Annotated in this window: 25 protein-coding genes; 10 read left to right on the top strand and 15 right to left on the bottom strand. The window is 42.9% G+C overall.

Annotated features, from left to right (window positions below):
* The 8 genes from CVN76_RS10095 to CVN76_RS10060 form a co-directional block, all read right to left on the bottom strand.
* A partial coding sequence (locus CVN76_RS10095) for an MmgE/PrpD family protein (RefSeq protein ID WP_100531140.1) occupies positions 1 to 1,012 on the bottom strand: 1,012 nt, incomplete at its 3' end.
* A 17-nt stretch (positions 1,013 to 1,029) separates the two neighbouring features.
* On the bottom strand, positions 1,030 to 1,785 hold the full coding sequence (locus tag CVN76_RS10090; protein WP_100531139.1) for an amino acid ABC transporter ATP-binding protein: 756 nt from the start codon (positions 1,783 to 1,785) through the stop codon (positions 1,030 to 1,032).
* Positions 1,786 to 1,789: 4 nt separating this feature from the next.
* The gene (locus CVN76_RS10085) at positions 1,790 to 2,461 is read right to left on the bottom strand and encodes an amino acid ABC transporter permease (protein WP_100531138.1); all 672 of its coding nucleotides are present in this window, start codon (positions 2,459 to 2,461) and stop codon (positions 1,790 to 1,792) included.
* Positions 2,462 to 2,484: 23 nt separating this feature from the next.
* A complete protein-coding gene (locus CVN76_RS10080; RefSeq protein WP_100531137.1) occupies positions 2,485 to 3,285 on the bottom strand; it encodes an amino acid ABC transporter substrate-binding protein in 801 nt (266 codons plus the stop codon).
* The gene (locus CVN76_RS10075; protein ID WP_100531136.1) at positions 3,282 to 3,839 is read right to left on the bottom strand and encodes a GNAT family N-acetyltransferase; all 558 of its coding nucleotides are present in this window, start codon (positions 3,837 to 3,839) and stop codon (positions 3,282 to 3,284) included. The genes CVN76_RS10080 and CVN76_RS10075 overlap by 4 nt, the downstream gene beginning before the upstream one ends.
* Positions 3,840 to 3,896: 57 nt before the next feature.
* On the bottom strand, positions 3,897 to 5,225 hold the full coding sequence (locus CVN76_RS10070; RefSeq protein WP_100531135.1) for an LLM class flavin-dependent oxidoreductase: 1,329 nt from the start codon (positions 5,223 to 5,225) through the stop codon (positions 3,897 to 3,899).
* Positions 5,226 to 5,767: 542 nt separating this feature from the next.
* A complete protein-coding gene (locus CVN76_RS10065) occupies positions 5,768 to 6,316 on the bottom strand; it encodes an MEDS domain-containing protein (RefSeq protein ID WP_232732161.1) in 549 nt (182 codons plus the stop codon).
* 31 nt (positions 6,317 to 6,347) lie between these two features.
* Entirely contained in the window at positions 6,348 to 6,677 is a 330-nt protein-coding gene (locus tag CVN76_RS10060; protein ID WP_100531134.1) for a winged helix-turn-helix transcriptional regulator, read from the bottom strand.
* Between the two features lie 210 nt (positions 6,678 to 6,887).
* On the opposite strand from CVN76_RS10060, the gene CVN76_RS10055 reads away from it, so the two are divergent.
* Positions 6,888 to 7,727, top strand: a complete 840-nt coding sequence (locus CVN76_RS10055) for a pirin family protein (RefSeq protein ID WP_100531133.1) — start codon at positions 6,888 to 6,890, stop codon at positions 7,725 to 7,727.
* 77 nt (positions 7,728 to 7,804) lie between these two features.
* Here CVN76_RS10055 and CVN76_RS10050 read toward each other — a convergent pair whose 3' ends face one another.
* Together CVN76_RS10050 and CVN76_RS10045 are read right to left on the bottom strand one after the other, a co-directional pair.
* Positions 7,805 to 8,440, bottom strand: a complete 636-nt coding sequence (locus CVN76_RS10050; RefSeq protein WP_100531132.1) for a FusB/FusC family EF-G-binding protein — start codon at positions 8,438 to 8,440, stop codon at positions 7,805 to 7,807.
* 140 nt (positions 8,441 to 8,580) lie between these two features.
* The gene (locus CVN76_RS10045) at positions 8,581 to 8,844 is read right to left on the bottom strand and encodes a CD3324 family protein (RefSeq protein ID WP_061142040.1); all 264 of its coding nucleotides are present in this window, start codon (positions 8,842 to 8,844) and stop codon (positions 8,581 to 8,583) included.
* Positions 8,845 to 9,177: 333 nt separating this feature from the next.
* On the opposite strand from CVN76_RS10045, the gene CVN76_RS10040 reads away from it, so the two are divergent.
* The 4 genes from CVN76_RS10040 to CVN76_RS10025 all read left to right on the top strand — a co-directional run bounded on the left by CVN76_RS10040 (position 9,178) and on the right by CVN76_RS10025 (position 13,686).
* Positions 9,178 to 9,822, top strand: a complete 645-nt coding sequence (locus tag CVN76_RS10040) for an SDR family oxidoreductase (RefSeq protein ID WP_100531131.1) — start codon at positions 9,178 to 9,180, stop codon at positions 9,820 to 9,822.
* Between the two features lie 195 nt (positions 9,823 to 10,017).
* Positions 10,018 to 10,884 carry an ATP-binding protein gene (locus CVN76_RS10035; RefSeq protein ID WP_100531130.1) on the top strand — a complete coding sequence of 289 codons (867 nt, stop codon included), beginning with the start codon at positions 10,018 to 10,020 and terminating at the stop codon, positions 10,882 to 10,884.
* Positions 10,885 to 10,899: 15 nt separating this feature from the next.
* The gene (locus tag CVN76_RS10030) at positions 10,900 to 12,816 is read left to right on the top strand and encodes a vWA domain-containing protein (RefSeq protein ID WP_100531129.1); all 1,917 of its coding nucleotides are present in this window, start codon (positions 10,900 to 10,902) and stop codon (positions 12,814 to 12,816) included.
* Positions 12,817 to 12,990: 174 nt separating this feature from the next.
* The gene (locus tag CVN76_RS10025) at positions 12,991 to 13,686 is read left to right on the top strand and encodes a hypothetical protein (RefSeq protein ID WP_232732159.1); all 696 of its coding nucleotides are present in this window, start codon (positions 12,991 to 12,993) and stop codon (positions 13,684 to 13,686) included.
* A 30-nt stretch (positions 13,687 to 13,716) separates the two neighbouring features.
* On the opposite strand, the gene CVN76_RS10020 is transcribed toward CVN76_RS10025, so the two are convergent.
* From CVN76_RS10020 to CVN76_RS10010, 3 genes are all read right to left on the bottom strand, one after another.
* The gene (locus CVN76_RS10020) at positions 13,717 to 14,190 is read right to left on the bottom strand and encodes a hypothetical protein (RefSeq protein WP_100531128.1); all 474 of its coding nucleotides are present in this window, start codon (positions 14,188 to 14,190) and stop codon (positions 13,717 to 13,719) included.
* 126 nt (positions 14,191 to 14,316) lie between these two features.
* Positions 14,317 to 15,765 (bottom strand): YfcC family protein, encoded by a 1,449-nt coding sequence (locus CVN76_RS10015; RefSeq protein ID WP_232732157.1) that lies wholly within the window; start codon positions 15,763 to 15,765, stop codon positions 14,317 to 14,319.
* A 313-nt stretch (positions 15,766 to 16,078) separates the two neighbouring features.
* Positions 16,079 to 16,804, bottom strand: a complete 726-nt coding sequence (locus CVN76_RS10010) for a DUF4261 domain-containing protein (protein WP_100531127.1) — start codon at positions 16,802 to 16,804, stop codon at positions 16,079 to 16,081.
* A gap of 263 nt (positions 16,805 to 17,067) precedes the next feature.
* Between CVN76_RS10010 and CVN76_RS10005 the strand changes: the two genes are divergently transcribed.
* A complete protein-coding gene (locus CVN76_RS10005; protein ID WP_100531126.1) occupies positions 17,068 to 17,787 on the top strand; it encodes a YebC/PmpR family DNA-binding transcriptional regulator in 720 nt (239 codons plus the stop codon).
* Positions 17,788 to 17,882: 95 nt separating this feature from the next.
* On the opposite strand, the gene CVN76_RS10000 is transcribed toward CVN76_RS10005, so the two are convergent.
* The gene (locus CVN76_RS10000) at positions 17,883 to 19,289 is read right to left on the bottom strand and encodes a polysaccharide deacetylase family protein (RefSeq protein WP_157805627.1); all 1,407 of its coding nucleotides are present in this window, start codon (positions 19,287 to 19,289) and stop codon (positions 17,883 to 17,885) included.
* A gap of 186 nt (positions 19,290 to 19,475) precedes the next feature.
* Between CVN76_RS10000 and CVN76_RS09995 the strand changes: the two genes are divergently transcribed.
* Together CVN76_RS09995 and CVN76_RS09990 are read left to right on the top strand one after the other, a co-directional pair.
* The gene (locus CVN76_RS09995) at positions 19,476 to 19,991 is read left to right on the top strand and encodes a sigma-70 family RNA polymerase sigma factor (RefSeq protein WP_100531124.1); all 516 of its coding nucleotides are present in this window, start codon (positions 19,476 to 19,478) and stop codon (positions 19,989 to 19,991) included.
* The gene (locus CVN76_RS09990) at positions 19,976 to 20,848 is read left to right on the top strand and encodes an anti-sigma-V factor rsiV (protein ID WP_100531123.1); all 873 of its coding nucleotides are present in this window, start codon (positions 19,976 to 19,978) and stop codon (positions 20,846 to 20,848) included. Before CVN76_RS09995 ends, CVN76_RS09990 begins: the two co-directional genes overlap by 16 nt.
* 51 nt (positions 20,849 to 20,899) lie before the next feature.
* Here the strand turns inward: CVN76_RS09990 and CVN76_RS09985 are convergent, their stop codons facing one another.
* A complete protein-coding gene (locus CVN76_RS09985; protein ID WP_100531122.1) occupies positions 20,900 to 21,124 on the bottom strand; it encodes a hypothetical protein in 225 nt (74 codons plus the stop codon).
* Between the two features lie 329 nt (positions 21,125 to 21,453).
* Here CVN76_RS09985 and CVN76_RS09980 point away from each other — a divergent pair, with 329 nt between their 5' ends.
* Positions 21,454 to 22,947: a peptide MFS transporter gene (locus CVN76_RS09980; protein ID WP_100531121.1), complete on the top strand. Its 1,494-nt coding sequence runs from the start codon at positions 21,454 to 21,456 to the stop codon at positions 22,945 to 22,947.
* 300 nt (positions 22,948 to 23,247) lie between these two features.
* Positions 23,248 to 24,060 (top strand): hypothetical protein, encoded by an 813-nt coding sequence (locus CVN76_RS09975; RefSeq protein ID WP_100531120.1) that lies wholly within the window; start codon positions 23,248 to 23,250, stop codon positions 24,058 to 24,060.
* The last annotated feature ends 95 nt before the right edge of the window (positions 24,061 to 24,155 follow it).

The following is a 24,155-nucleotide window of genomic DNA, read 5'->3' as shown; positions in this document are numbered from 1 at the left end:
TGGTTCCAAAAGAGGCAAATGATAGGGGCTTGCCTGTAAGGGCAAGCCATACGATATACTCTATTGAAAATCTTCCTTCTTCACCAGTCTCAGGGTTATGGTGTATTAATGCTGCATCACCGTTGGGAGGAAAGCTGACCTGCACCGATTCGATATCTTCATCGGACAAACCGTATGTCCGATGTAAAAAGGTAGCGGCATCGACGCCATGTGCCGCAGCAGAACAAAATGGATATTGTTTAAACCATAATCCTGGAGTTACGATCCGCCATGTCTTTCCCCAATTCTCCGTAAAATCGCGAACACCTTTTTCTGCATATACCTCAAAGAAACCATTTAAAAAGTCGGGGTTGCTATGTAATCCCATGCGGACCCAATCAGCGGAATCCACTGCGTTTTTAGCGGCAATCCCTACATGGAGCGGTTTTATCACCGTGCCAAATTGGAGTCGCAGACCCGCTGATTGAGTAGCGGCTAGACTCATTGTTTCAGCTATTAAGCGTGGTGAATATTCCCGTAAATAAGCAACCGCCCCAGCTGCTGCTATCACGCCAAGTGTAGCTGTACTATGCCACCCTTTTGTATAATGATAAGGGTTCATGGCTTCGCCGAGGCGAGCCATGATTTCGACACCAATCACATAGGAAGCTAAAAACCGTTTCCCATGCATTTCCCGTTCCCCAACCGCAAATAAAGCAGATAAAATAACAGCGCTCGGATGACCTCGAACATCTGAATGTACATCATCATAATCCAGTAAATGAGCTTGAAGGCCATTAAATAGTGCCGCTTGTGACCTTGTTGCATGTAGGTGGCTGCCAATCAAGTAACCCGTCGCGTTTCCTCCTTCTTCCAGTATGATTTGTTTTAAAATCATCATTTCTTTTTCAGATTTTGTTTGATAGGAAACAGCGAGATAATCAAGAATTCCTTCAATGGCAGATTGTATGACAATTTCTTTGTCCAATGGATTGGAGTGATACACCGCTTCAGATAACTTTTCCGTGTTCATATATATCACTTCCTTTTTTACCTGGCAACTCCGTCCGTTTCATCTCCCAATTGCCGTAAAAAACGTTGGGTTCGTGAATTAAGTGAATGCTCAATGACTTGTTCCGGGGTGCCTTGTTCGATAATATGTCCATCTGCCATGAAGATGACATGATCAGCAACTTCTTTCGCGAATTGCATTTCATGCGTCACGATCACCATGGTGGTATCTTCCTTCGATAACTCACGTATTACTTGTAAAACCTCATTGACCAATTCTGGATCAAGAGCGGAAGTGGGCTCATCGAATAAAATCGCATGTGGTTTTACGGCTAATGCTCTAGCGATGCTAACACGCTGCTGTTGTCCGCCAGATAGTGTAGCAGGATATTGGTTTGCTTGTTTTTCTAAGCCAACCCGTTTCAATAAATTCTCTCCAATTCGAATGGCTTCTTCTTTTTTCATTTTTTTGCTGACAAGCAAAGATTCAATCACGTTTTTTAAAGCTGTTTTATTTTTGAACAGGTTATAGTGTTGAAATACCATTGCTGTTTGCTGCCTTAATTGGTATGCGTCCCTGGCTTTGTATTTTTGGGTATCCAATTTTACATCCTTGATTTCGATGGTGCCGTTGTTGGGCTTTTCCAACAAGTTCAGACAGCGCAATAATGTCGATTTCCCGGATCCGGACGGACCAATAATGGCGACAACTTCTCCGGTTTTTATATCCAAGTTAATATCGTTCAATACTTGTTTATCACCGAAATGTTTCGTTAAGTTTCTTACTTTTATCATATGATCACCTTCTAAGTGGTTTGCTGAGCCAAATCTCCAGATATTTTTGGATCCATGAATAAAGAATGACTAATAGCCAGTAAATCAAGCCAACCACCAAATATGTCTCGAAAAAGCGCATGCTCGCGGATGCCAGTATTTTTCCCTCTGCGAATAGTTCCGTTATTCCCAAAGTGAAGGCAAGGGATGTTTCTTTAATCAAAGATATAAATGTATTCCCTGTTGCGGGCAATGCGTTTAAAGCTGCTTGTGGCAATATGATTCGCGAGTAAATCTGCGCTCTTTTCATACCAGTTGCAAGCCCCGCTTCCATTTGCCCTTTATCGACGGAATTCAATCCAGCCCGAAAAATCTCTGCCAAGTAAGAGGACTCTTTCAGACTGAATCCGATAATGGCCGCCGCGATTGCGTCCATCGTCGACAGCGACGGGAATAATTGCGGTAAACCGTAGTAGATGATGAATAGCTGTACCAATGTTGGCATCCCACGAAATAAGGAGATGTATAATCCAGCCAATTGGGTGATTCCAAAGATATTGCTATTTCTTATCAAGGCTACTACAAGTCCGATAATAATGGCGAAAACCATCGAAACGATGGCTAAAAGGAGAGTAACCGGGATATATTTTGCGATTTGCAGGGAAATTTCCAACATATAATGTAAATCAAAATTCATAATGCTTTAAAACCTCCGCTAGCTTATTCGCCGGATTTAGTGGTAATATCTTCACCAAAGTACTTATTGGACAGCTTCGCCAATGTTCCGTCTTCTTTAAGTTTTTTTATTTCTGTCGTGAATTCTTCATTTAATTTTTTGCCTTTTTCCGTTTTGGGAAATGGATATCCGACATTTTCATAGGCCACTGGATCACCGACTAATTTTAATGGAAGATCATTTTTCTTTATTTCTGCAACCAGGATCGGACGGGAATTTATATATCCATCTACACGGTTGTTAATGGCATCTTGCATCGCGCCATCCCTGGTTTCATAGGTGCGTATTTTAATTTCGCCTTTTTTATCGTATTTTTCTAGGTTCGCAATGTTATTGGATCCCAATACACCTGATACGGTTTTGCCTTTTAAATCTTCTAAACTTTTAATTTCTTTGTTTTTGGTGTTTGATACAATTTGTGCACCGTAATAACTATAAGGATCAGTAAAATGAAATTGCTCTTGGCGCTCTGTTGTGATGGCAACAGCATTCGCAACGGTGTCTAATTTACCCGAGCCCAATTGTCCCATTATCCCACTGAAATCAGAAGTGACCCACTCTACCTTGTATCCTAAATTTTTTGCAATGCGCTCTGTAAGTTCGACGTCAAAACCTGTTAATTTGCCATTCTCCTGATAACCATTTGGATAGCTTTGACCGGTGGACCCCACCTTGATCGTTTTTTTGCCGGAATCATCGGCAGTATTCCCTTGTTTTGAAGAGCCGCAAGCTGAAAGCATTACTATGAAAAGTATTGATAATCCAAGGAAAAGAAATTTTTTCATTGTTGTTTTCCTCCTAAAGGTAAAATAGTTTGATAATGTTCATCAGCCCAAGCTTGATATTGTTCAACTTGCAAAATTTTTCTCAAGTAAATTGTGACATGCCCTTTGCCTAAATCCTTCTGACCTATTTCTTCGAATCCACTTTTTTCATACATTTCTTTTAGCCACGGATGATTATCTGCGGTTCCGAGTGTAACCGCAGGGGCTCTCAATTGCTTCTTCAAAATTTCTTCTTCCAGCCAAGACAATATTTTTTTACCTATGCCTTGACGCTTATATGCAGGGTTTGTAGCGAACCAGCCAATATGTGGCAATATGAGCGGTCCAGGATTGGGGCCCCATGGCAATCGGATCGATACAGTGGAAATGAATGTCCCATCTTCCTCCAGAACAAAGACCTTATTTTCGGAGATGTGCTTAATTGCATCATCTCTCGTGGCAGTTGCTGCGGAGAAGTGTATATCCAACTCTCTTATACTTGCATAAGCATCCAATGTTAATTGGAGAAATTTATTCACATCTTCTACTTGTACTTCGCGAAATACTTGACTCATCTTGCTCCCCCTATCCTCTATACTTTATCCTTGAAATATCATTCGAGTGTAAGTTGGTTAAAAATTATGGGAATATTGGTTGAGCGGCTTGTCCAAGCCAAGATTCCCCCGCAAGGTGCTGCTTTCATATTTCGTACGGAACATGCCCTTTGATTGCAGCTCCGGAACGATCAGTTCAACAAAGTCTGTTAAAGAATCGGGCAAGAGGGCAGGCATAATATTAAAGCCATCAGCTGCATTTCCATTCACCCAATCTTCCATCTTATCCGCAATCTGCGTTGGTGTCCCAATGGCGATATGATGTCCGCGTGACCCAGCAACCCACTGGTATGTTTGTCGTAACGTCAAATTTTCATTCGTCGCTCGTTTAACGATCAAATCATATTTACTTTGGATGCCATCTACATGATCAGGTAACGAAATATCAGCAAAAGGTGTATCCAAAGGGATAGGGGAAAAATCCACATCACCGAAATACCTTCCCATAATGGCCAATCCTACTTCGGGAATGATTAACTCCTGCAATGCCTCGTATTTTTCTTTGGCTTCCCCTTCAGTCTGTCCCACGATCGGGAACAACCCTGGCATAATGCTCAAGCTGCTTTTTTTACGATGAAAAACGGGCAGCTGGTTTTTTAATTCCTCATAAAATGCAATCGCGTCTGCTTTGTTCTCCTGTGCCGTAAAAACAATTTCCGCATGCTTCGCTGCAAGCAACTGCCCATCGCCAGAAGAGCCGGCTTGTATGATGACCGGATGTCCCTGAGGGGAGCGAGATACATTCAAGGGCCCTTTTACAGTGAAAAACTCGCCTTGATGATTGATTTCATGAAACTTGCTTTCATTAATGAATCGGCCTGTTTCCTTATCGATGATCAATGTATCGTCTTCCCACGAGTCCCACAATTTCTTGGTAACCTCAACAAACTCATTGGCCCTTTTATATCGGAGACCATGTTCTAAATGCTCCGATTTATTGAAGTTTGCGGCAGTGGAGGCAAGGGATGTCGTGACCACGTTCCAACCTGCGCGGCCCGCTGTAATATGGTCTAAGGAAGCGAACCTTCTCGCAACATGAAAGGGTTCTTCGTAGGTTGTTGAGGCTGTTGAGACCAAACCAATATGGGAAGTCACCGAAGCTAGATAAGATAATAGGGTCGATGGCTCAAATCGTGTCAGAATATTGGGGTGCGAGTCCTTTGCCACGGACAGACTATCCGCCAGAAATAATAAATCAAATAAACCTTTTTCGGCAGTCTGCGCCAACCCTTTAAAATAATCGATGTTCATATTGGCGTTTGGAATGGCGTTCGGATGCCTCCAAGAAGCAACGTGATGTCCCGTTCCAGCCAAAAATACACCAAGTTTTACTATTTTCTTCGTCATGTGTCAATGGCTCCTTTGTGTCAGAACTTGTAAACGCCATGGATATATAATATTAATATCCGGAGTGGTTTACTAAGAATTATGTCTAAATAAAAACCCGCTTCAGATTAGAAGAGGGTTTCTTCCTACCAATTTGCATGTTTGTGCTTGTTTTCTACTATAGTCATATAATCCTTTTTTGAATTGATACGTTAATCTAATATAGTAAATTAATTCAAATGGTAGCATTTAATATAATAAATTGTCAATGCTGAATATTCTAAAAATACGTTTTTCATATGTAGGACTTCGTTGATAGGATTAGCTACCGCCTTACGCCCTTCATTGGGAGTAAAGCCCGAATAGGGTGATGGATCGCAAAAATAGCGGAAACGCTCGCGAAAAAGTACTAAATGAGGCTGAAATCGGAATTGGCGAGTAAAGCAGCCGGATTGGAGGATGGATCGGAAAAATTAGCTAAAAAAATGCAAACTCGCGAGTAATGCAATCCCATGTCACGAGTAAGCGCATCTATGCGAAGAAAGCACGCGCAGGCGTGGTTTCTATTTTATGCTGGGAGCCGGCAAGTAGCGGTCGGAGACGATGATTTCATCGCCGATAAGAATATAGGGATGTGTTTCCAGCAAGATTTTCTCGAGGTGGGCTGGCATTTTAGGTTCTGAGTAGGCGCAAATTAATGGGAATGAGAGCTGGTTTACGGCTTCGTCTACTATTCTCTCGAATTCTTCAATGATGTCCAGGGGTTCTTCGATGGTGGCCCACTCGACATGTGCCCATGATCGGAAAGAGATCTTGCTTTCGACATAGGGCTGGACCATTTTATTAAAGTATTCTTCGATTGCAGGAGGATGGTAACTCCCGCTTGAACAATAGAAATCGAAGTTGTTCACAAAGTGGATGAACTTCATTTGATCGTTCTTCAATCGTTTGCTCAGCTCTTTGTGGATAAGGGGGAATAGGCGGTCATTTTCGACAAGGATGGTGTACTCACCAGCCGTGATACCGTCCTGGACGAATTTCAAAACTTGTTCGATGTAGTTTTCCATATCGTTATAAGGATATAGAACATGAAGGCTCTTTTCATCTTTCAATATTCATTCCTTCTTTCATACACTCGTTTTTTTATTGTTGTTGCTTTTGGGCCAAATGAGAGGCGCCCCACTCATGCATCATTTCGAGTACGGTTTGGAGTGTCTTGCCGTATTCGGTCATTGAGTATTCAACTTTTGGCGGGACTTGCGGATAGGTTACCCGCTTAATGACGCCTTCTTGTTCCAATTCACGGAGATGTGAAGTGAGCATTTTTTGAGTGACACCGGGCATCATTTTTTGAAGTTCATTAAATCTCATTGTTCCATTATGAAGCAAATTGAGCAAAATAGCGATTTTCCACTTACCTACAATCATATCCATCGTTGTGGCAACTTTACAATTATACGGTTTTCCGAGCATTTTATGCGCCTCCCTTTCATATGCAGCATGTTGTAGTTCATTTTAACTCGGTTGGCCTGAAACTGCAAAACGCATGCAGGAGGCTTCGATAGTGGATGACTTGAAGGTTTCTTCAAAGAAACTATATCTCTTTAAAGTGCCTACTTCATTTATGTCGTGTAAAGTTACATAATGTACTCATGGCGAGTAACGTCAAGGAGGAATGCAATAATGGACAAAAAAGGTGTTTTTAGCCGCGGAATTAAAAATGTTAGGAACGCAAGCTTTCAAAAAAATAGTGATATTCATACGATGGCGTGGGTGGTTGAGCCTGGTGATTGGAAAGAGCATGATCCCTTTTTGCTTATGGCTCATGATTATATGCGCAGCGGTGTCTTCGGCATTCATCCGCATCGGGGAATCGAAACGGTCACCTTCTTAATTGATGGCCACCTTAATCATTATGACAGCAAACATGGGGAGGGGGTCCTTAATCCTGGCGACGCTCAATGGATGACGGCGGGTCAAGGTGTCGAACATAATGAGGATGCAGCAGAAGGGGAAGCTGTAAGCCTGCTGCAATTATGGGTGAATCTACCGGCAAAATCAAAAATGATGCCTTCGAGATATCAAGATTTACGGAAAAACGATATGTTGACCTTTGAAGGCGAAGGTTCTCAAATCCGGTTATTTTCAGGGTCCTACCAAGACAAAACCGCTGAAACGAAAAATGTAGCGCCAGTCATGATGCTGGAGATAAATTTGGAGGAGGGAGCGACGGTCATTCCTCAACTTCCGGGATCATTTAATGGTTTTTTGTATGTTTTGGAAGGCGCAGGAGTGTTTGGCGCGAATCAAACGGCTGGGAGACAAGGGCAGGTTCTCTGGATGAATCGTGCAGAGGATGCTGAGGAGAGCGAGATAAAGATTGAAGCACACAGCAGGATGCGAGTCATGTTGTATGCCGGTGAACCAATCGGGGAGCCTGTGGTGGCGAGAGGGCCTTTTGTTATGAATACAGAGGAAGAAATCGTTCAGGCCTTTGATGATTACCGCAACGGTAAATTTTGAGGATTCACGGCGCCTGGGGCCACAACTTTAAGCACAGAAAGCAATCCTTCCATTGCCGAAGGATTGCTTTTTTTGTCTTATTTCAGCCGGGTGATGAGATCGTTCATTTTATCTAAGGAGGTTATGTTTTGGTTGCACTTCATGCTATCGAGGCAAATGTAGTTGCCTTTTTTAATGAATGTTCCCTGGATCGTTCCTTTTGTTTCGGACATGAACATCCCTATTTCCTCAAAACGGCTGCAGATGGCACAAATCCCTTTCTTGTTGGCTGGTTTGATCGTACCGTGCAGTCCGGTGAAAGCATCATGATGAGGTGCGATGATGAATTTCTTACCGGAGCCGCCATCATCCCAGCCCAAGTATGACAGCTCCCTTAAGTCGATATTCTTCAGCAAGGGGGCTTTTAGCTTCTTTGCTTTTGGAAATAGTTTCTTCACCGTTTTTTCGGTAACTTCTTTAAAGGGAATGACATACGGCTTGATTTGTAAGAGAAAGTCCTCCGCTTGTGCGGGGTCTTTAATGGTCTCAACGGGGGCCAAAAGCTGATTTTGCTCTTCATTTATGTCGCTGAACAACTGTAATACACGCTCTTTTGAAACAGTTTTCAGAGTATTGATCACATCTCTATCGTTTGCAGTCGCGTGCCCATTGATGAGAATCTGTGTTTGTAATTTAATGAAGTTATATTGCTCGCTTCTGATAAAAGGTTCCATTGTCTCACTCTCCTGTTTCTGATGATACCGTTGCTATTACTTTACAGAAATCGCATCCGCATGAAAAGGGGGAGAATGGCTAAGAAATATTCTCGACATATGAAAAGCACTGATATCATCATCAGTGCTAGCTTGTGACCTTATTTGGAATAAACGATTTTCTTGATGGTCTCCATGGAGAGAAAATGTTCTTCGGCCAATTCAAGGATGGTACGGCCGGTTTTGTATGCAGATCTAATGGCAGCATTTCGGTCATCGATCAGTTCCCTTGATCCCGAACACGTTCCCCATTTGCGATGGGTCTTTTCGGGTTTGGGAATATATAGGGTTTCACCTTGTACGTACTTTTGAATTTCAACAATTAGCCTTTCAGGCAAAACGGCCGTTGCTTTTACATATTTCATTTCTGCCAGCCCCTTATTCTTTTTTAAGAATGAAATAAGGTGCAAAGCCAAATATCGGAAAGATTGTTGGGCGATTAGTTTAAAATGATTGAACCCCATGCAAAGTATCGCCTCCAATACTAGGCTTTGCATGAGACGTTGCAGAAGGTGGCATTAAGGTACGTATTGCCAATCTTTACACCTCCCCGTTGTTTTATTGTCATTATTATAAGATAGATAAGGTGGATTGCCAAACTTTTTCCATTGTGTGACGGGCTGATTGTTTGATAATGAGCTTCGTCCATGAAATAATTTGTACGAAAACCAAACTAACCATTATGGGGGCTGACTTTAATGAAAGTATTCGTAGTTGGGGCAAATGGGCAGATCGGTAAACACTTGGTGGACCTGTTGCATGAAAGCAGGGAGCATCGTGTGCGGGCAATGATCCGGAAGGAAGAACAGAGGAAGTACTATGAGAAAAACGGAATCGAATCCGTGGTGGTCAGTTTGACCGGGTCGGTGGAAGAGATTGCAAATGCGGCTAAAGGCTGTGATGCCATCGTCTTTACAGCTGGATCCGGTGGAAGCACTGGGGCAGATCAAACGCTGCTGATCGATCTGGATGGTGCCGTTAAAACGATCGAGGCTGCAGAGAATTTGGGGATCAAGCGATTCATCATGGTAAGTGCTTTTCAAGCGAATAATCGGGATAACTGGAATGATGCCATCAAACCGTATTATGTCGCCAAGCATTATGCGGATCGAGCCCTGCTGCAAAGTGATTTATTGTATACGATCATTCGGCCGGGCGGACTTGTGAACGACCCGGGAACGGGCAAAGTGACCGCAGCTGAAGGGGTGGAACGTGGATCGATTTCACGGGAAGATGTCGCCCGGACGATTGTGGCAGCATTGACTGAAGAAAATACCTACAAGCGTTCCTTTGACTTGGTCGCCGGGGATACGGCGATTTCGGATGCGTTGAGGGAAATATAGCGATGCCTGAATGATTCCCGATCATTGCACGGCAGTGGGGTTGTGAGTGTTAGTATAAAACAAAAACCGATTTCCAGAGCATGTGGAGAATCGGTTTTTTTACTTTCTTGCGCTTTTTATAACCGCCCCTTTTCTTCGTGTTTGTTTTTAGTGGGAAAGAGCCTTAAAATGTACAAAAAGGGGTGTAGGAACATAATGATCAATGAATTGCCAAAAGAAATCGCTAATATATTAGAAGTAAATAAAAAAAATCCTGCTCAATTTGAGGAATTGATTCGGGCGGGCGGTTATCTTCCTCCGGAGATGGACTTGATGGTGGATGCCATCAGCGCCTTGAGCATGGGGAAGAACATTCTCTTGAAAGGGCCGACAGGGGCGGGGAAAACTAAGTTTGCCGAGACATTATCACATCTATTCAACCAGCCGATGTTCAGTGTCAACTGCTCGGTCGATTTGGATGCCGAAAGCTTATTGGGCTTCAAGACATTATCCTATAAAGAGGAAAAACAGGTGATAGAATTCGTTCCTGGACCTGTGATCAATTCGATGAATTACGGTCATTTCTTATACATAGATGAAATCAACATGGCGAAACCGGAAACACTGCCGCTGATCAATGGAGTGCTCGATTACAGGCGGACGATAACGAACCCTTTCACGAACGAGGTCATCACGGCGAAAGATGGCTTTAATGTGATTGCGGCGATCAATGAAGGATATGTAGGGACGGTTCCGCTGAATGAAGCGCTGAAAAATAGGTTTGTCGTCATAGAGGTTCCCTACATTGAAGGGGAACAGCTAAAGCAATTGATCGAGACCAATACAAAGCTGGAGGATCCAAGAAATATAGACTTGTTCGTCAAGCTGTCGAGTGATTTGATAAACGCTGTCGATCAAGGAAAGGTTGCCGAAGATGCCGCATCGATCCGGGCGTTGCTTGATGCTTGTGATCTGAGTGTTCTAATCCCGCCGAAACGGGCGATCCTTCGTTCGATCGTCGATAAATTGGACGAGGAGCGGGAGCGGGAGTTTGTGAAGAATCTGGCGGACACATTATTCTAACTAGGAGAATGCCTCATGAAGTATATCCGGTTCAATGATTCAATAATCGATACGGCTCTATTTTTGCAGCTGCAGGATCTTTCGACAGTCTTATCCGGTATTCCGGATCTTGAATTCGAATACAATTATGGCTCCTTCATCGACTTGATCGAGAATAAGGTCACAGCCAGCCATTTTTGGGAAAATGGCAATAAGGAAGTGAAGGAAGCGGGCTTAAAAACGGACGTCCTCCTAAGAACGATAGGGACGCTGCATTATTCAGCCATTAAAAGCATGAAGGATTATCAGGACATGATGGCAGAAACCTCGATTCCGAAGTTTGCTGCCCAATTGTTCGCATTATTGGAAGACTTGCGCTTGGAAGAGCTGGTGAAGAAAGAAAGGCCGGGCACGAAAAGCTGGTTTTCGGTAAGGGGCGCATACCTTAAACAATATTTCGAAAGTCAATTAGCGACGAATGTCACAAGAAGCTTTGCCCTGGATGAATTATACTGCCTCATCTATTTGCTGCTTCAATCAGACCGGCCAGATCCGATTTTTCCGAGAGCCAACATCCGGCAGCTGGAAGAGCTGGAGAAAATCAAACCGTACATCCATTCCGTTTTCGAAGCGAGGAAAACGGATGATATCACAAGAATTTGCGAGCAAATCATTTTTCGGGTGAACGATGAATATCAGGATACGATGAATGAATATTTCATCTTCCCGATCGCCAATGTCGACAAGTACAAAGCGAACTCCTTATTTGATGAGCTGACGAGGAATGATGAACTGAACAACGATGATACGGAAGATGTGGATGAAGAGAAGAGCGAGTTCATTGATGAAAAGTTCTCGACATGGCATCGGGAAAACAAGAATGGCGAGAGTAACTCGACCTTCCTGCAATTTGAATTGGAGCAAGGAACGAAAACAAGCCTGATGGGCGGGGGTGCACGTGAAGCGGAAGATGCCGATCAAGCATTGGCATCGATTCAAGGTTCGTCAGGGGAAAGTCAGCAAAAGGAGTACAATCAGCAGGAAACGCTTGAGAAGAAGCAAACGAACGTCGGAAAAAGTGGTGAACACCCATTTGGTGAAGACAATAAAGACGTCGTCCAAGTCATCAAAGAAGCAAAAGTGCCCACTCCTGCCGAAGAAAAACGGTACCGTGGGTTTGTCGCGGATATTGAGCCATTCAAGCGGAAACTTTCGAGCACGATTGAAAAGACACTTGAAAACAAAAAGAATGCACCTAGAAAAGATTTGCTTTTTGGTCGTTTATCGCAGAAGCTCCTGCCGCTTGTACTCGATGAAAATCCAAGGGTTTTCTACAAAAAGAACCAAGATTCCAATGAATTGGATGCCGTATTTACACTACTAATCGATTGCTCCGCTTCGATGCACAACAAAATGGATGAAACGAAACGGGGCGTCGCCCTGTTCCATGAAGTGCTGAAAAAGCTAAGGATTCCCCACTCGATCGTTGGTTTTTGGGAAGACGCAAATGAAGTAAGGGAGGGCTATCAGCCGAATTACTTCCACGTGATCCAGTCCCATTCCGATTCGTTCTATTTGAACTCGGGAGCAAAAATCATGCAGCTTGAACCGGAGGAAGACAACCGTGACGGATACAGTATCAGGGTTGCGGCAATGGAATTGGAAAAAAGACGAGAAAAAAACCGTTTCTTGCTCGTGTTTTCCGACGGTGAGCCGGCAGCTAGCGATTATGACCAAAATGGAATTGTCGATACGCATCTAGCCGTATCCGAAGCCAGAAAAAAAGGAATAGAGGTCATAGGCCTGTTTTTAGCCGATGGAACGATTGAAGAAAGCGAAGAGATGACGATGAAAAACATCTATGGCAAAGAGCGCCTGATGGTTCCGAGTGTAGCTGAGTTGCCGGAACAATTTACACCGCTTTTGAAAAAACTATTACTGAAGACGATTTAATTGAAAGCTGAACGAAAGACCACATAAAAAAACACAGTATGCCTTTTACTGTGTTTTTTTATATGCGAGGAAAGTTGTGGGCAACAAGCGAATATATAGAGGGAAAACATAAGAAAACGAAGGGGATTGCTTTTAGCTTGGTTTGGGTAAACCATAGGAGAGGAAGTGATCGTTTTGACGAATGTATTGTTTATGCTGCTTTATATGATAATTATTGCTCTGGTTATTGAAATATCGGTTACGCTGTTGAAGATGACTGGATTGAAGTCAAATGTAGCCAGATTCCAAGTGATTTCCATGCTGACAGGTACCGGGTTCACAACGGACGAATCAAAATCCATCATTGACCACCCTGTGCGAAGGAAAATAAGCATGTTTTTAATTTTATTTGGTGTTTTCTCCCTTGCAGTCATTATTTCATCGATCAGTACATTACTTAGTGATGACCTGCGCTTGACGGAGTTGAGCATCATCATTGGAATATTGATTGTATCGACCGTTCTCATCAAATCAAAGTTCATGAATAATCGAATTTCGGCTAAAATGAAAAGTGAAATGTACAATCACTATGAATTATGGGAACATCCGATAGAAGACATCCTATTTTTAGAAGATGATGATGTACTCATGAAGATTGATATATATGAAAAGTCTGAGTACATCGACGTCAAGGTGGCTGATATCCTATCGCAAGAAGCCGATATCAATATTTTATTTATTGAAAGCGGAGAAGTGAAACATAGGAAAGAGCTATGTGAATATGAAATTAAAATGGGCGATAATTTATTTTTATATGGAAATAAAAAAGAAATCGAAGAAACATTTTCAAAAGAAATCGAAGTGATGAAGAAGAAAAGTGCAGAGGAATGAAAATGATCCCCTTCCTTATCAGGAGGGGATTTAGTCCGTCCCAAGGGATAATCCGTCCGTCGATGTGGATAATCCGTCCAACATCGAGAGTAATTCGTCCGTCCGTGGGGATAATCCGTCCAACATCGAGAGTAATCCGTCCGTCGATGTGGGTAATCCGTCCAACACCGAGCGAAATTCGTCCGTCCGTGTGGATAATCCGTCCAACATCGAGAGTAATTCGTCCGTCGATGTGGATAATCCGACCAACATCGAGCGAAATTCGTCCGTCCCCGTGGATAATCCGACCAACATCGAGAGTAATTCGTCCGTCCCCGTGGATAATCCGTCCAACATCGAGCGAAATTCGTCCGTCCGTGGGGATAATCCGTCCAACATCAAGCGAAATCCGTCCGTCGATGTGGATAATCCGTCCAACATCAAGCGAAATTCGTCCGTCCGTGGGGATAATCCGTCCAACATCGAGCGAAATTCGTCCGTCCCCGTGGATAATCCGACCACCATTCGAGCGAAATCCGTCCGTCCCCGTGGATAATCCGTCCAACACCGAGCGAAATTCGTCCGTCCCCGTGGATAATCCGACCAACATCGAGCGAAATTCGTCCGTCCATGTGGATAATTCGACCACGATTAACCATTCCATTGAATGGTTTGGGCGATGATCAAAAAAGTGCCAGATAGGAGGAACCAGATAAAAAACAAGGGGAGGTAGAAGCGAACCCATTTTTGCCAGGCAACTCCCGATAAGGCAAGGGTCGCCATGAAGTATCCTGATGTGGGATATAATATGTTGCCAATTCCATCTGCCAGCTGATAGGCTAACACGGCTGTTTGTCTTGTAACGCCGATGATGTCGGCCAATGGTGCCATGATGGGCATGGTAACCAGAGCTTGACCGCTTCCGGATGGGATTAAAAGGCTGAATAACATCTGGACTATGAACATGCCGATGGCGCTGAATACAGCGGGGAAGTCCCCTACAAGATTACCGAGGCCATGAACGATCGTGTCCATTACTTGGCCGTCCTCCATAACAACAGCGACAGCCCTTGCCACACCTACAATCATGGCGCCGACCAAGACTTCCCGGAATCCTTCGTTAAATCCTTCGCAAATTTCGTTGATGTTTAACCCGGCAATCAGACCAACCACGATTCCCATTATGATGAAAAGCCCTGCCATTTCCAACATGAACCAACCTTTTGCTAAAACGCCATATACGAGGAGAATCAAAAAGCCAAACAAGGCAATAGAAGCAATTTTCTGTTTATTGTTCGCCTTATATTTTTCAGATTCGGGTTTATTCAGAAATTGCCTCCGTTTTTCCTTGTCTTCATCCCATACAAAACTGTACACGGGATTGCCTTTAACCTTTTTAGCATAGCGCATGATGTAAGCTGTCCCCGCGCAAAGGAAAATGATGAAAGCGATGATCCTGAGTTCGATGCCAGAGTATACGGGGAGTCCTGCTATTTTCTGGCTTAAACCGGTGTTGACGGGATTAAGGAAACCTGTCATGAATCCAGCGGTCGTTGCTACTAAGGCTACTGAGACGGCAACCATGGAATCAAATCCCAAGGCAATCATAAGAGGGAGGATGACGGGAACATACACTAAGCATAATTCCTGTGTGCCGATCAAACTGCAAATAATCGCAAATGCGAAAGTGAGAATGGGGATCAGCATCATGCTTTTCGATGAAAATCGCCTGGCCAATCGATCGACTCCCATTTCAATCAAACCTGTTTTACGAAGTACAGAGAAAATTCCTCCGATGATGAATGTGAAAAAAACAACCTCTCCGGCGGCTATCAAGCCCTTTGGTATAGCAGTCATGAAATCAACAGGTGTAATAGGTGTTTGTTCAACGGTTTGATAGGAATTGGGATTGATCGTAAGCCTGCCTTCCGGACCTGGAATTCGCTCATAAACACCGGCTGGAACGAAATAAGTGGCGATGGCGGCAAGTGAGATAAATACGAATAAAATGACATAAATATGCGGCATATTAAACTTCTTTTTTTTAAAATGATTGATTTCATCCATGCTGACCATTTTTTTTGAGTTTTCTAATGCCATTCTTATTCCCCCATTATCTTTAGTGAGTGCTCGCGGGTTACTGAATTCCGATACAATGTAATGTTAAGTAACATCTTATGTAACTTGTTATTTCATAATAAATGAATGCTATAAGATTGTCATTGTTCAAATTCACTAAAATTAAGAGGGTGAATTAGATGATGTGAATAATGGGGAACAAGATACTAGTTGTTGAAAAAATTATAGACGATGCAATTTAAATGAACTTCATTCAACCATTCCTTCGTATAAAACCTAAAAAAACTGTGGATAAGCTCGAGTGTCATCGAGTTTATCCACAGTTGCATAGGAGCTATTTGCTGGTGCCCAAATTCCATAATCCGAATGGGTTGTAGAAGGGGTGATCCTGCTCGTACCTGAAATCCTGAAGGCTCGTTAAGGTGAAGTCCGGTGCGTCCTGCTGGATGCTGAAGGTTTCACCGTTCGTAAAGACAGGCCGTTCACCTACATGGTAGTAATTGAATGTGTTAAGCAGGGCAGCGGCTTCTTTCGGACTCATCGTGTTAAGTGTCACGGTATCTGGAAGTCCAAAAGATTTCATTCCGAACGAACAGTAATAATCTTCCTCGCCTATGATCGTGACAAAATGGGCATATACCGAGAGAATATCAGGGCTTTGCTGAAGCTTTAGCCAATCTTCCTTCGAATGGGCAATGCCAGTCGTTTCAATTTTCACGGCCATTCCGCCTGCCCTCAGGATGGCAGCTCCGGCATCGATCAAATCCGCAACAGAATCAGTATCGGATGCATCGGCTAGTATATAAACGGTAAAGGTGTGTTCATTGATTTCCGCTAGTAAGCTTTCAGGGAAATTTCCTTTACTGGCATACGAAAAAGTCTCTTTTAAAGTTGGCTCATAATCCTGGATCTCCGCCTGAAACGTAATGTTTTTATCGTTATTGTGAAAAATATTCCCGGTTAATAGGTACCCTTCGCTTTTTGAAGCGACCGTCTGAATCAATTCCGCCCGGTTCTTCCATTTCCCGGGTATCCCGATGATGATTTTGTTTTCCATCATGAATATCTCTCCTTTCCAATCACTTCATACTATACCAATCTTGATATTTTCCAAAGTATTTTATTAAGGAAGCATCAGCCAATCCAGTTACGCCCATTGATGGGGGTATCAGGACTTTTTCAAATTTATACAATTGATGTATAATATAATCTAGTAAATGTATGGTCGACCTCAATCGGGATTCTCATGAAGGATGTCCCAGCAGGCCAGATATCATCATAAGCTATTCGTATCTATTCAATGATGAAAGAGAGTGAAATATAATGGGTCGTAAATGGAATAATATTAAAGAAAAAAAAGCGTCAAAAGATGCTAATACAAGCAGGATTTATGCTAAGTTCGGCCGGGAAATTTATGTAGTGGCGAAACAAGGCGAACCTGATCCGGAATCGAATCAAGCATTGAGGGTCGTGCTTGAGCGTGCCAAAACATACAATGTCCCAAGAGCGATCATCGACCGTGCGATTGAAAAGGCAAAAGGCGGTTCGGAAGAGAGCTATGATGAACTTCGTTATGAAGGGTTCGGACCGAATGGATCGATGGTCATCGTGGACGCATTGACAAATAATGTGAACCGGACGGCATCCGATGTACGTGCCGCATTCGGGAAAAACGGCGGGAATATGGGTGTCAGCGGATCTGTTGCTTATATGTTCGATGCAACGGCAGTAATCGGGATCGAAGGTAAAACGGCCGATGATGTACTGGAATTATTGATGGAAGCGGATGTTGATGTACGCGACATCATCGAAGAAGAAGAATCGGTCATCGTTTATGCCGAGCCTGAACAATTCCATGCTGTGCAACAGGCATTCAAGGAAGCCGGCATCACCGAATTTACAGTGGCGGAGCTGACGATGCTTGCTCAAAATGATCTATCCCTTCCGGAAGATGCACAGGCGCAATTCGAAAAAATGGTCGATGCATTGGAAGATTTGGAAGATGTTCAACAAGTTTATCATAACGTAGACCTTGGGGAATGAAAGAACGGAGCGGACCTTTGCCTATGAACAAAGGTCTGCTTATTTTATATGGATGCAAAAGAGCCTGTCTCGAATGGACAGGCTCTTTCTTTCGTTTATTCATTTACGACGATTCCGGAAAGTTCACGGTCCTTCTGTACCTTCTCCAACTCCGAAATAGTGACCATTTGATAGTCTTTGTCATGAAGCTGCTTAATGATTTTGCCGGCAGCTTCTGCGCTTGTTTGGTAAATATCATGCATCAATACGATTTTGCCATCACTGACTTTGTCCATCACTTTGTTGACGATTTTCTTTTCATCGCGGTATTTCCAATCCTCGGGATCGACATCCCAAAGTACGACCTTCAAATCATCCATGTAATCACGTACGTTGTCGTTAATCGCTCCATATGGGGGGCGGATCAGACTTGGCTCCATGCCAGTGGCTTTATCAACAGCTTCCTGGGTGCTTTTGATTTCATCCTTGATCTTCCCCTTGTCTAAGCGTGTCAGCTGTGGATGATCCCATGAATGGTTGCCGATTTCGTTACCTTGTTCCAGCATTTTTTGCAGAACCTGTGGATAATGCTGTACACGGTTTCCAAGCACGAAAAAGGTTGCATGTGCATCATACCTGTCCAAATCATTTAAGATGGACATGGTATGACTTGGGTGCGGACCATCATCGAACGTTAAGGCAATGACCTTCTTGGCTGGATCAATCCATTCGTTTTGCACAGGCAGCTTGGCGACAATATGCTCAGGCTGCCATTCCTTTACACGATCCTCATTCAAATCTTTACTTTGATAGGAATCTAGCAAACTATCTTTGAAAAGATCCTTATTGATGGCAATCGTATGAACCTTGGTTGAGTCGTCAGTCTTAACATAGAAAACGAGCGTATCTTTCAAAATTGAAAAAGAATCAAAATTGGCTGCTGTCAGTTGGTTTTCCTTTTTAATGAGACCCTTTGAAATTCCCTCTTTTTCCCTGGAAGTCAACTCTTCAAAAACAATTTCGGATAAAACGGATAAATAATCACTATCCTTGGCAAAAATGTCTTCTATGGAGAGTTTCTGCTGGGAGGGGATATCATAAGTGAAGATTCGCGATTCGCTATACTTCTTTCCTTCCACCTGTTCATATTTATCGAAGGAAATGGTAAAGGTTTGCTTACTGAAATGGAGGATCGTATAAGTGAGGTTAAGCTCGGACGCCTTTACGTCGGAGGACTTCCATTTCATTTCATAGTCCTTGATTTCTTTTTTTATATAAGCTTCTAGTTGCTTGTCAATATTCTCTACATGTATAACGGGCCTGCTCACCGAATATCCGCCTTTCGTATCGTCCTTCACATACGTTTGGATATCCGCTTCTGGGTAATTTTTATCGTTGGTATAGGCCGAAACGGTTTTCTTTTTATCAAAAGCAAGGCTTTTGATGGCTAACCCCATCGTACCGACTGCCGCTATTAGACAAAATAGAAAAATAAAGACTTTTTTATAATTTAATCTCCTCATGATGCACTCCACCTCGTTTATCATTCTACTATATAGACGCGTCAAAAGCCTTAAAAGTTTGTAAAAAATTTCATTAATCCATATGAAAATATTTCCTTATGAAATTTCAAACTTTTACTATCATACGGACGTCTATCCTTTGTACCTAGGATACGTAATTTAAATGTAAGGAGCTCTTTTAATGCAATGAAGAATCTAGATATGAATGAATTATTAGCGGCCAGGATCACCGAACGGCAAGAAAATTTGTACAGACTTGCTTTTTACTATGTTAAGAATCAGGAGGATGCACTGGATATCGTTCAAGAATCGATCAGGAAGGCGCTTACCTCCAGCAATAAAATCAAAGACCCGGCATCCATAGATAGCTGGCTATATAAAATCATCGTCAGAACGGCATATGATCTCCTGCGGAAGAAAAAGAAACTGACCGTCGCCGATGATGAAACGATCGAATATTTGCGCAGCGGCGAGGAAGATCACTACCCTGACCTTGATTTGCAAAAGGCGCTGGAAGGTCTTTCGCTCAAGTACCGAACGATAATCGTCCTTCGTTTTTTTGAAGACCTTAAATTGGAGCAAATAGCGGAGGTTCTCGAAGAGAATGTGAGCACGATCAAAACGAGGCTGTATAAAGCACTGCAACTATTGAGGGCCAACATGACTGAACAGGAGGAAACGAAAAGATGGAAAAAGAATTAAAGGATCTGCGTGACGAATACCTTCATATACCGATTCCCAAGGAATTGAAAGATGTCGTCCAAGCTGCCTTGAATGAAAAGCCAAGGAAGAAGCCCAGGGTTGGCAGGAACATCTTGGTTTCAGCGGCTGCAGCACTTCTGATAATGACGGCATCCGTGAATATAAGTCCGGCAGCAGCGAAAGCGATGAGTGATATTCCCTATATGGAAAAAATCATTAAAGTGATTACATTCGTCGAATGGAAGGAAGAAGTCAATAATTCCTCGGCCATCATCAGGACGCCAGCCATTTCCGGTTTGGAGAATAAACGGCTTGAACAAAGCTTGAATGATAAATACTTATCTGAGAGCAAGGAGCTCTACAAGGAGTTCACCGATTCGATGTCAAAACTGAAGGAAGGCGAAAAGGGAAATCTTTCGGTTGAAAGCGGGTATGAAATATTGACCGACAATGAAACGATCTTATCCGTACAGCGTTATACCGATACGACCGCTGCGTCCAGTTCCACTGAAAGTCAGTTCGATACAGTCGACAAGAAAAACGAAGTGCTGCTGACATTGAACAGTCTATTCAAAGACGATCGCTATCTGCAGGTGATAAGCGAGAACCTCAAGGAACAGATGAGGCAGCAAATGGCAGCCGATCCGGATAAGGTATATTGGGTCGAAGAAGAAGATGATCTTCCGGAATTTAAAGGCATTGATGAAAAGCAAAGCTTCTATATAAATAAAGACGGCAAACTTGTCATCGCCTTCGATAGCTTCGACGTTGCCCCGGGATATATGGGGGCGGTCGAGTTCGTCATCCCGACCAAGGTCATATCGGAGCTGCTTGTCGGCGACCAATACATTCATTAAACTGAGCTGAGTGTTAATGCACCCATAAAAAAACGAACCAACGTTACCTGATTACAGTAACCTTGGCTCGTCTTTTTTTTGGTCGATGTTCATCTGATCCAGTTCGAGTCTCATCTTTTCCGTCTCCAAAAGGAAGTTTTCATGTTTAAGTTTTTCGAGCTCCAATTGGTCCTTGAGCATAGACTGCTTCATTTGGGTTTGTTTTTGGAAGTGGCTTGTAATGATGGCGATTATGGGAATGGAAAAAATCATTACAACGGTTATGGTCTCGGTCATTTTTTTGCCTCCTCATGTTTTGATTATTTCCATTATACGGGGTAACCATCGATTTTGGTTCAGATTTTTTTCGAACGGCCCATTTCATTTTTTTGGAGTGAAGGATAACGTTAAACAGCTATATATGGTAATAGAGGGACGAAGTTAGGGCAATATATCATTGAGGGGAATATTGCTTTCTATGAAAAGGCTTACAATTTTTAGGAAGTTTGTATATAAGGGAATGGTACTACATAATTGTTTTGAAATTAATTATTTAAATATACTAAATATTTGTTTACAAAGATGAAAATAAAAGTTATTATACAATAATATAAGGGGGGCTAGGTATGGCAACGATTAATAAACAGAAAATTGTGGATAGTGTACCTCAAAAAGGTTTTTTTGGAAATCCTAAAGGATTATTCACACTTTTCTTTACTGAGTTCTGGGAGCGATTCTCCTATTATGGCATGAAGGCCATTCTTGTTTACTATATGTATTATGAAGTTTCCAAAGGGGGACTAGGCCTTGATGAAACCACGGCCCTTGCCCTTGTTTCCATATACGGGTCTTTAGTGTACATGTCCGGCATCATTGGCGGCTGGTTCGCCGATAGGATTTTCGGGACCTCGAAATCGGTATTCTACGGGGGGATCCTGATCATGCTCGGACATATCGTTCTTGCTGTACCAGGCAGTCTTTCCATGTTCTTTGTATCCATGGTACTTATCGTACTAGGTACTGGTTTATTGAAACCGAACGTCTCCAGCATTGTCGGTGAAATCTACGCAGAAAATGACGAACGCCGGGATTCCGGTTTCAGCATCTTCTATATGGGTATCAACATGGGTGCATTCCTTTCCCCGTTCGTTGTCGGTACGGTTGGAATGAACTACAGTTTCCACCTAGGTTTTGGCCTTGCAGCAATTGGTATGCTGATTGGGCTTATCGTCTTTGTTGCCACAAAGAAAAAGAACCTTGGACTTGCTGGAACAATTCCTGCAAATCCGTTATCACAAGATGAAAAGAAAGCGACATTCACTAAAATTGGAATAGGTGCCTTGATCGTAGCTGTTCTCATTGGCATCAGTGCCTATGCAGGGATCTTGACGATTAAAACCTTTATTAGTCTTGTTGGTATCCTAGGAATCGTTATTCCGACGCTTTACTTCATTTTCATGTATCGCAGCCCGAAAACGACTTCCGTCGAACGGTCCCGCTTGATCGCCTATATTCCTTTGTTTATCGCAGCGGTCATGTTCTGGGCGATTCAAGAGCAAGGAGCAACAATATTGGCAAGCTATGCAGACAAACGCACACAGCTTAATTTTGCCGGAATTGATATAAACCCGGCCTGGTTCCAATCATTGAATCCTTTGTTCATCATTACCCTTGCACCAGTATTCGCATGGTTATGGATTAAACTAGGAAAGCGCCAGCCGACCATTCCGCAAAAATTCTCAATAGGCTTGCTGTTCGCCGGGTTATCCTTCCTGGTGATCCTGCTTCCAGTTTATTTCGGCGGATCAGAGTCGTTGGTCAACCCATTCTGGCTAGTACTTAGCTATTTCCTAGTCGTGCTGGGCGAGCTTTGTTTATCGCCGGTTGGACTTTCAGCAACCACTAAATTGGCTCCGGCTGCCTTCTCGGCACAAACGATGAGCCTATGGTTCCTGGCAAGTGCAGCAGCGCAAGCATTGAATGCGCAAATCGTCAGATTCTACACGCCGCAAACCGAAATGGCATACTTTGGCGTAATCGGTGTTGCATCCATCATCCTTGGACTGGCCCTTCTGGCCTTATCACCAAAAATTCAAGGATACATGAAAGGCATTCGCTAATACGAGACTAATCAGCTTGCAAAAGAAGATGACCCTTAATCGGGTCATCTTTTTTTGTTATGAACGAACCTAGCATCCAGCTTTACGATTGCAATCCGGTCTGTCTTCCTCGTTTTCCCTCAATCATCCCTATGTATACTCCCAACAATTGCGATGGCCACCATTTTCTCTTTGATATTTTCATCATGTCTTTCTCTTCCCGCGTAGCAAACACTCCAAATTCCTCATTTTACAAAAATATATAGATTTTTCCATTTAATTGTAATATTATCTTCTTTATTAAAAGGCAGTCTTTACGAAATGGAGGCGGGCGAAATAACGAAACGAATCGTGCACATTGAAGATTCAGATGCTGCGCTGGATCAGGGGGTACTTATAGGCGGTTTTCCAGTCGATTCTGTGATATTCAGTAACATCCTTTCTGATAGATCGAAAAGAGCTTCCCGAATGATATATTCCCAGTTTGGAATCAAGACTACGATAGCATTGCCATATACCGACAAAGATTCTAAATTATTAGCCGATTATGTAAGCTTGTTATCGGAATTGAATATTGATCAAGTAATACTGAAGGTTGGAACGTGGGGGATCAATCATTCGTTCATGGATCCCGGTGGCTTCCAGCATCAGGATCAACAATCAATCGAGGGTTTACAATCATGGATTTCCGAATTCAAAGAATATCATGACATTCCGATTTATTTACATCCCATTAGACAATTATCACTGCCCCTCGAGTCATTTTATAAAAAGGTAATCACGGAGTTAAGCGGTTTACATGTTCCTTTATCCATCGATTTGGGACTGGTATTATCGGACTGTAAAAATTGGGGAAAGAAGTATAAAAAAGAAATCCTCGCATTGCTGAGGAGTAACCCTTCCATATCAATGTTTTGGTTAAGCGCTGTCAGGAAAGCTGGTGATGCTTTCATCCCGTGTGCTTGTGAAAGTGTCGATGATCAAATATGGGAGATGGTTGATCTTTTGATAGGTGAAGATGCTTCACTGATCTTAATGACCGACAGACTGTCCAGTGAAACCCAAATCACTTCGGATGTAGAAAAACTAATGAATGCAAAGGGAGCTGTGCCTAAACATGAATACTACGGTTAAGCCTGAGCTGGCGTTACAGGATTTGCTGGTAAAAATGAGCATCGATCCTAAGTGGAGTCCAGATATCAAGGATGGCAAATTCCAGCAAACAGTAA

Source organism: Bacillus sp. mrc49 (assembly GCF_002803435.1).
Note: the sequence above shows the minus strand (reverse complement) of the source record. Positions and strands in the feature narration are given on the sequence as shown.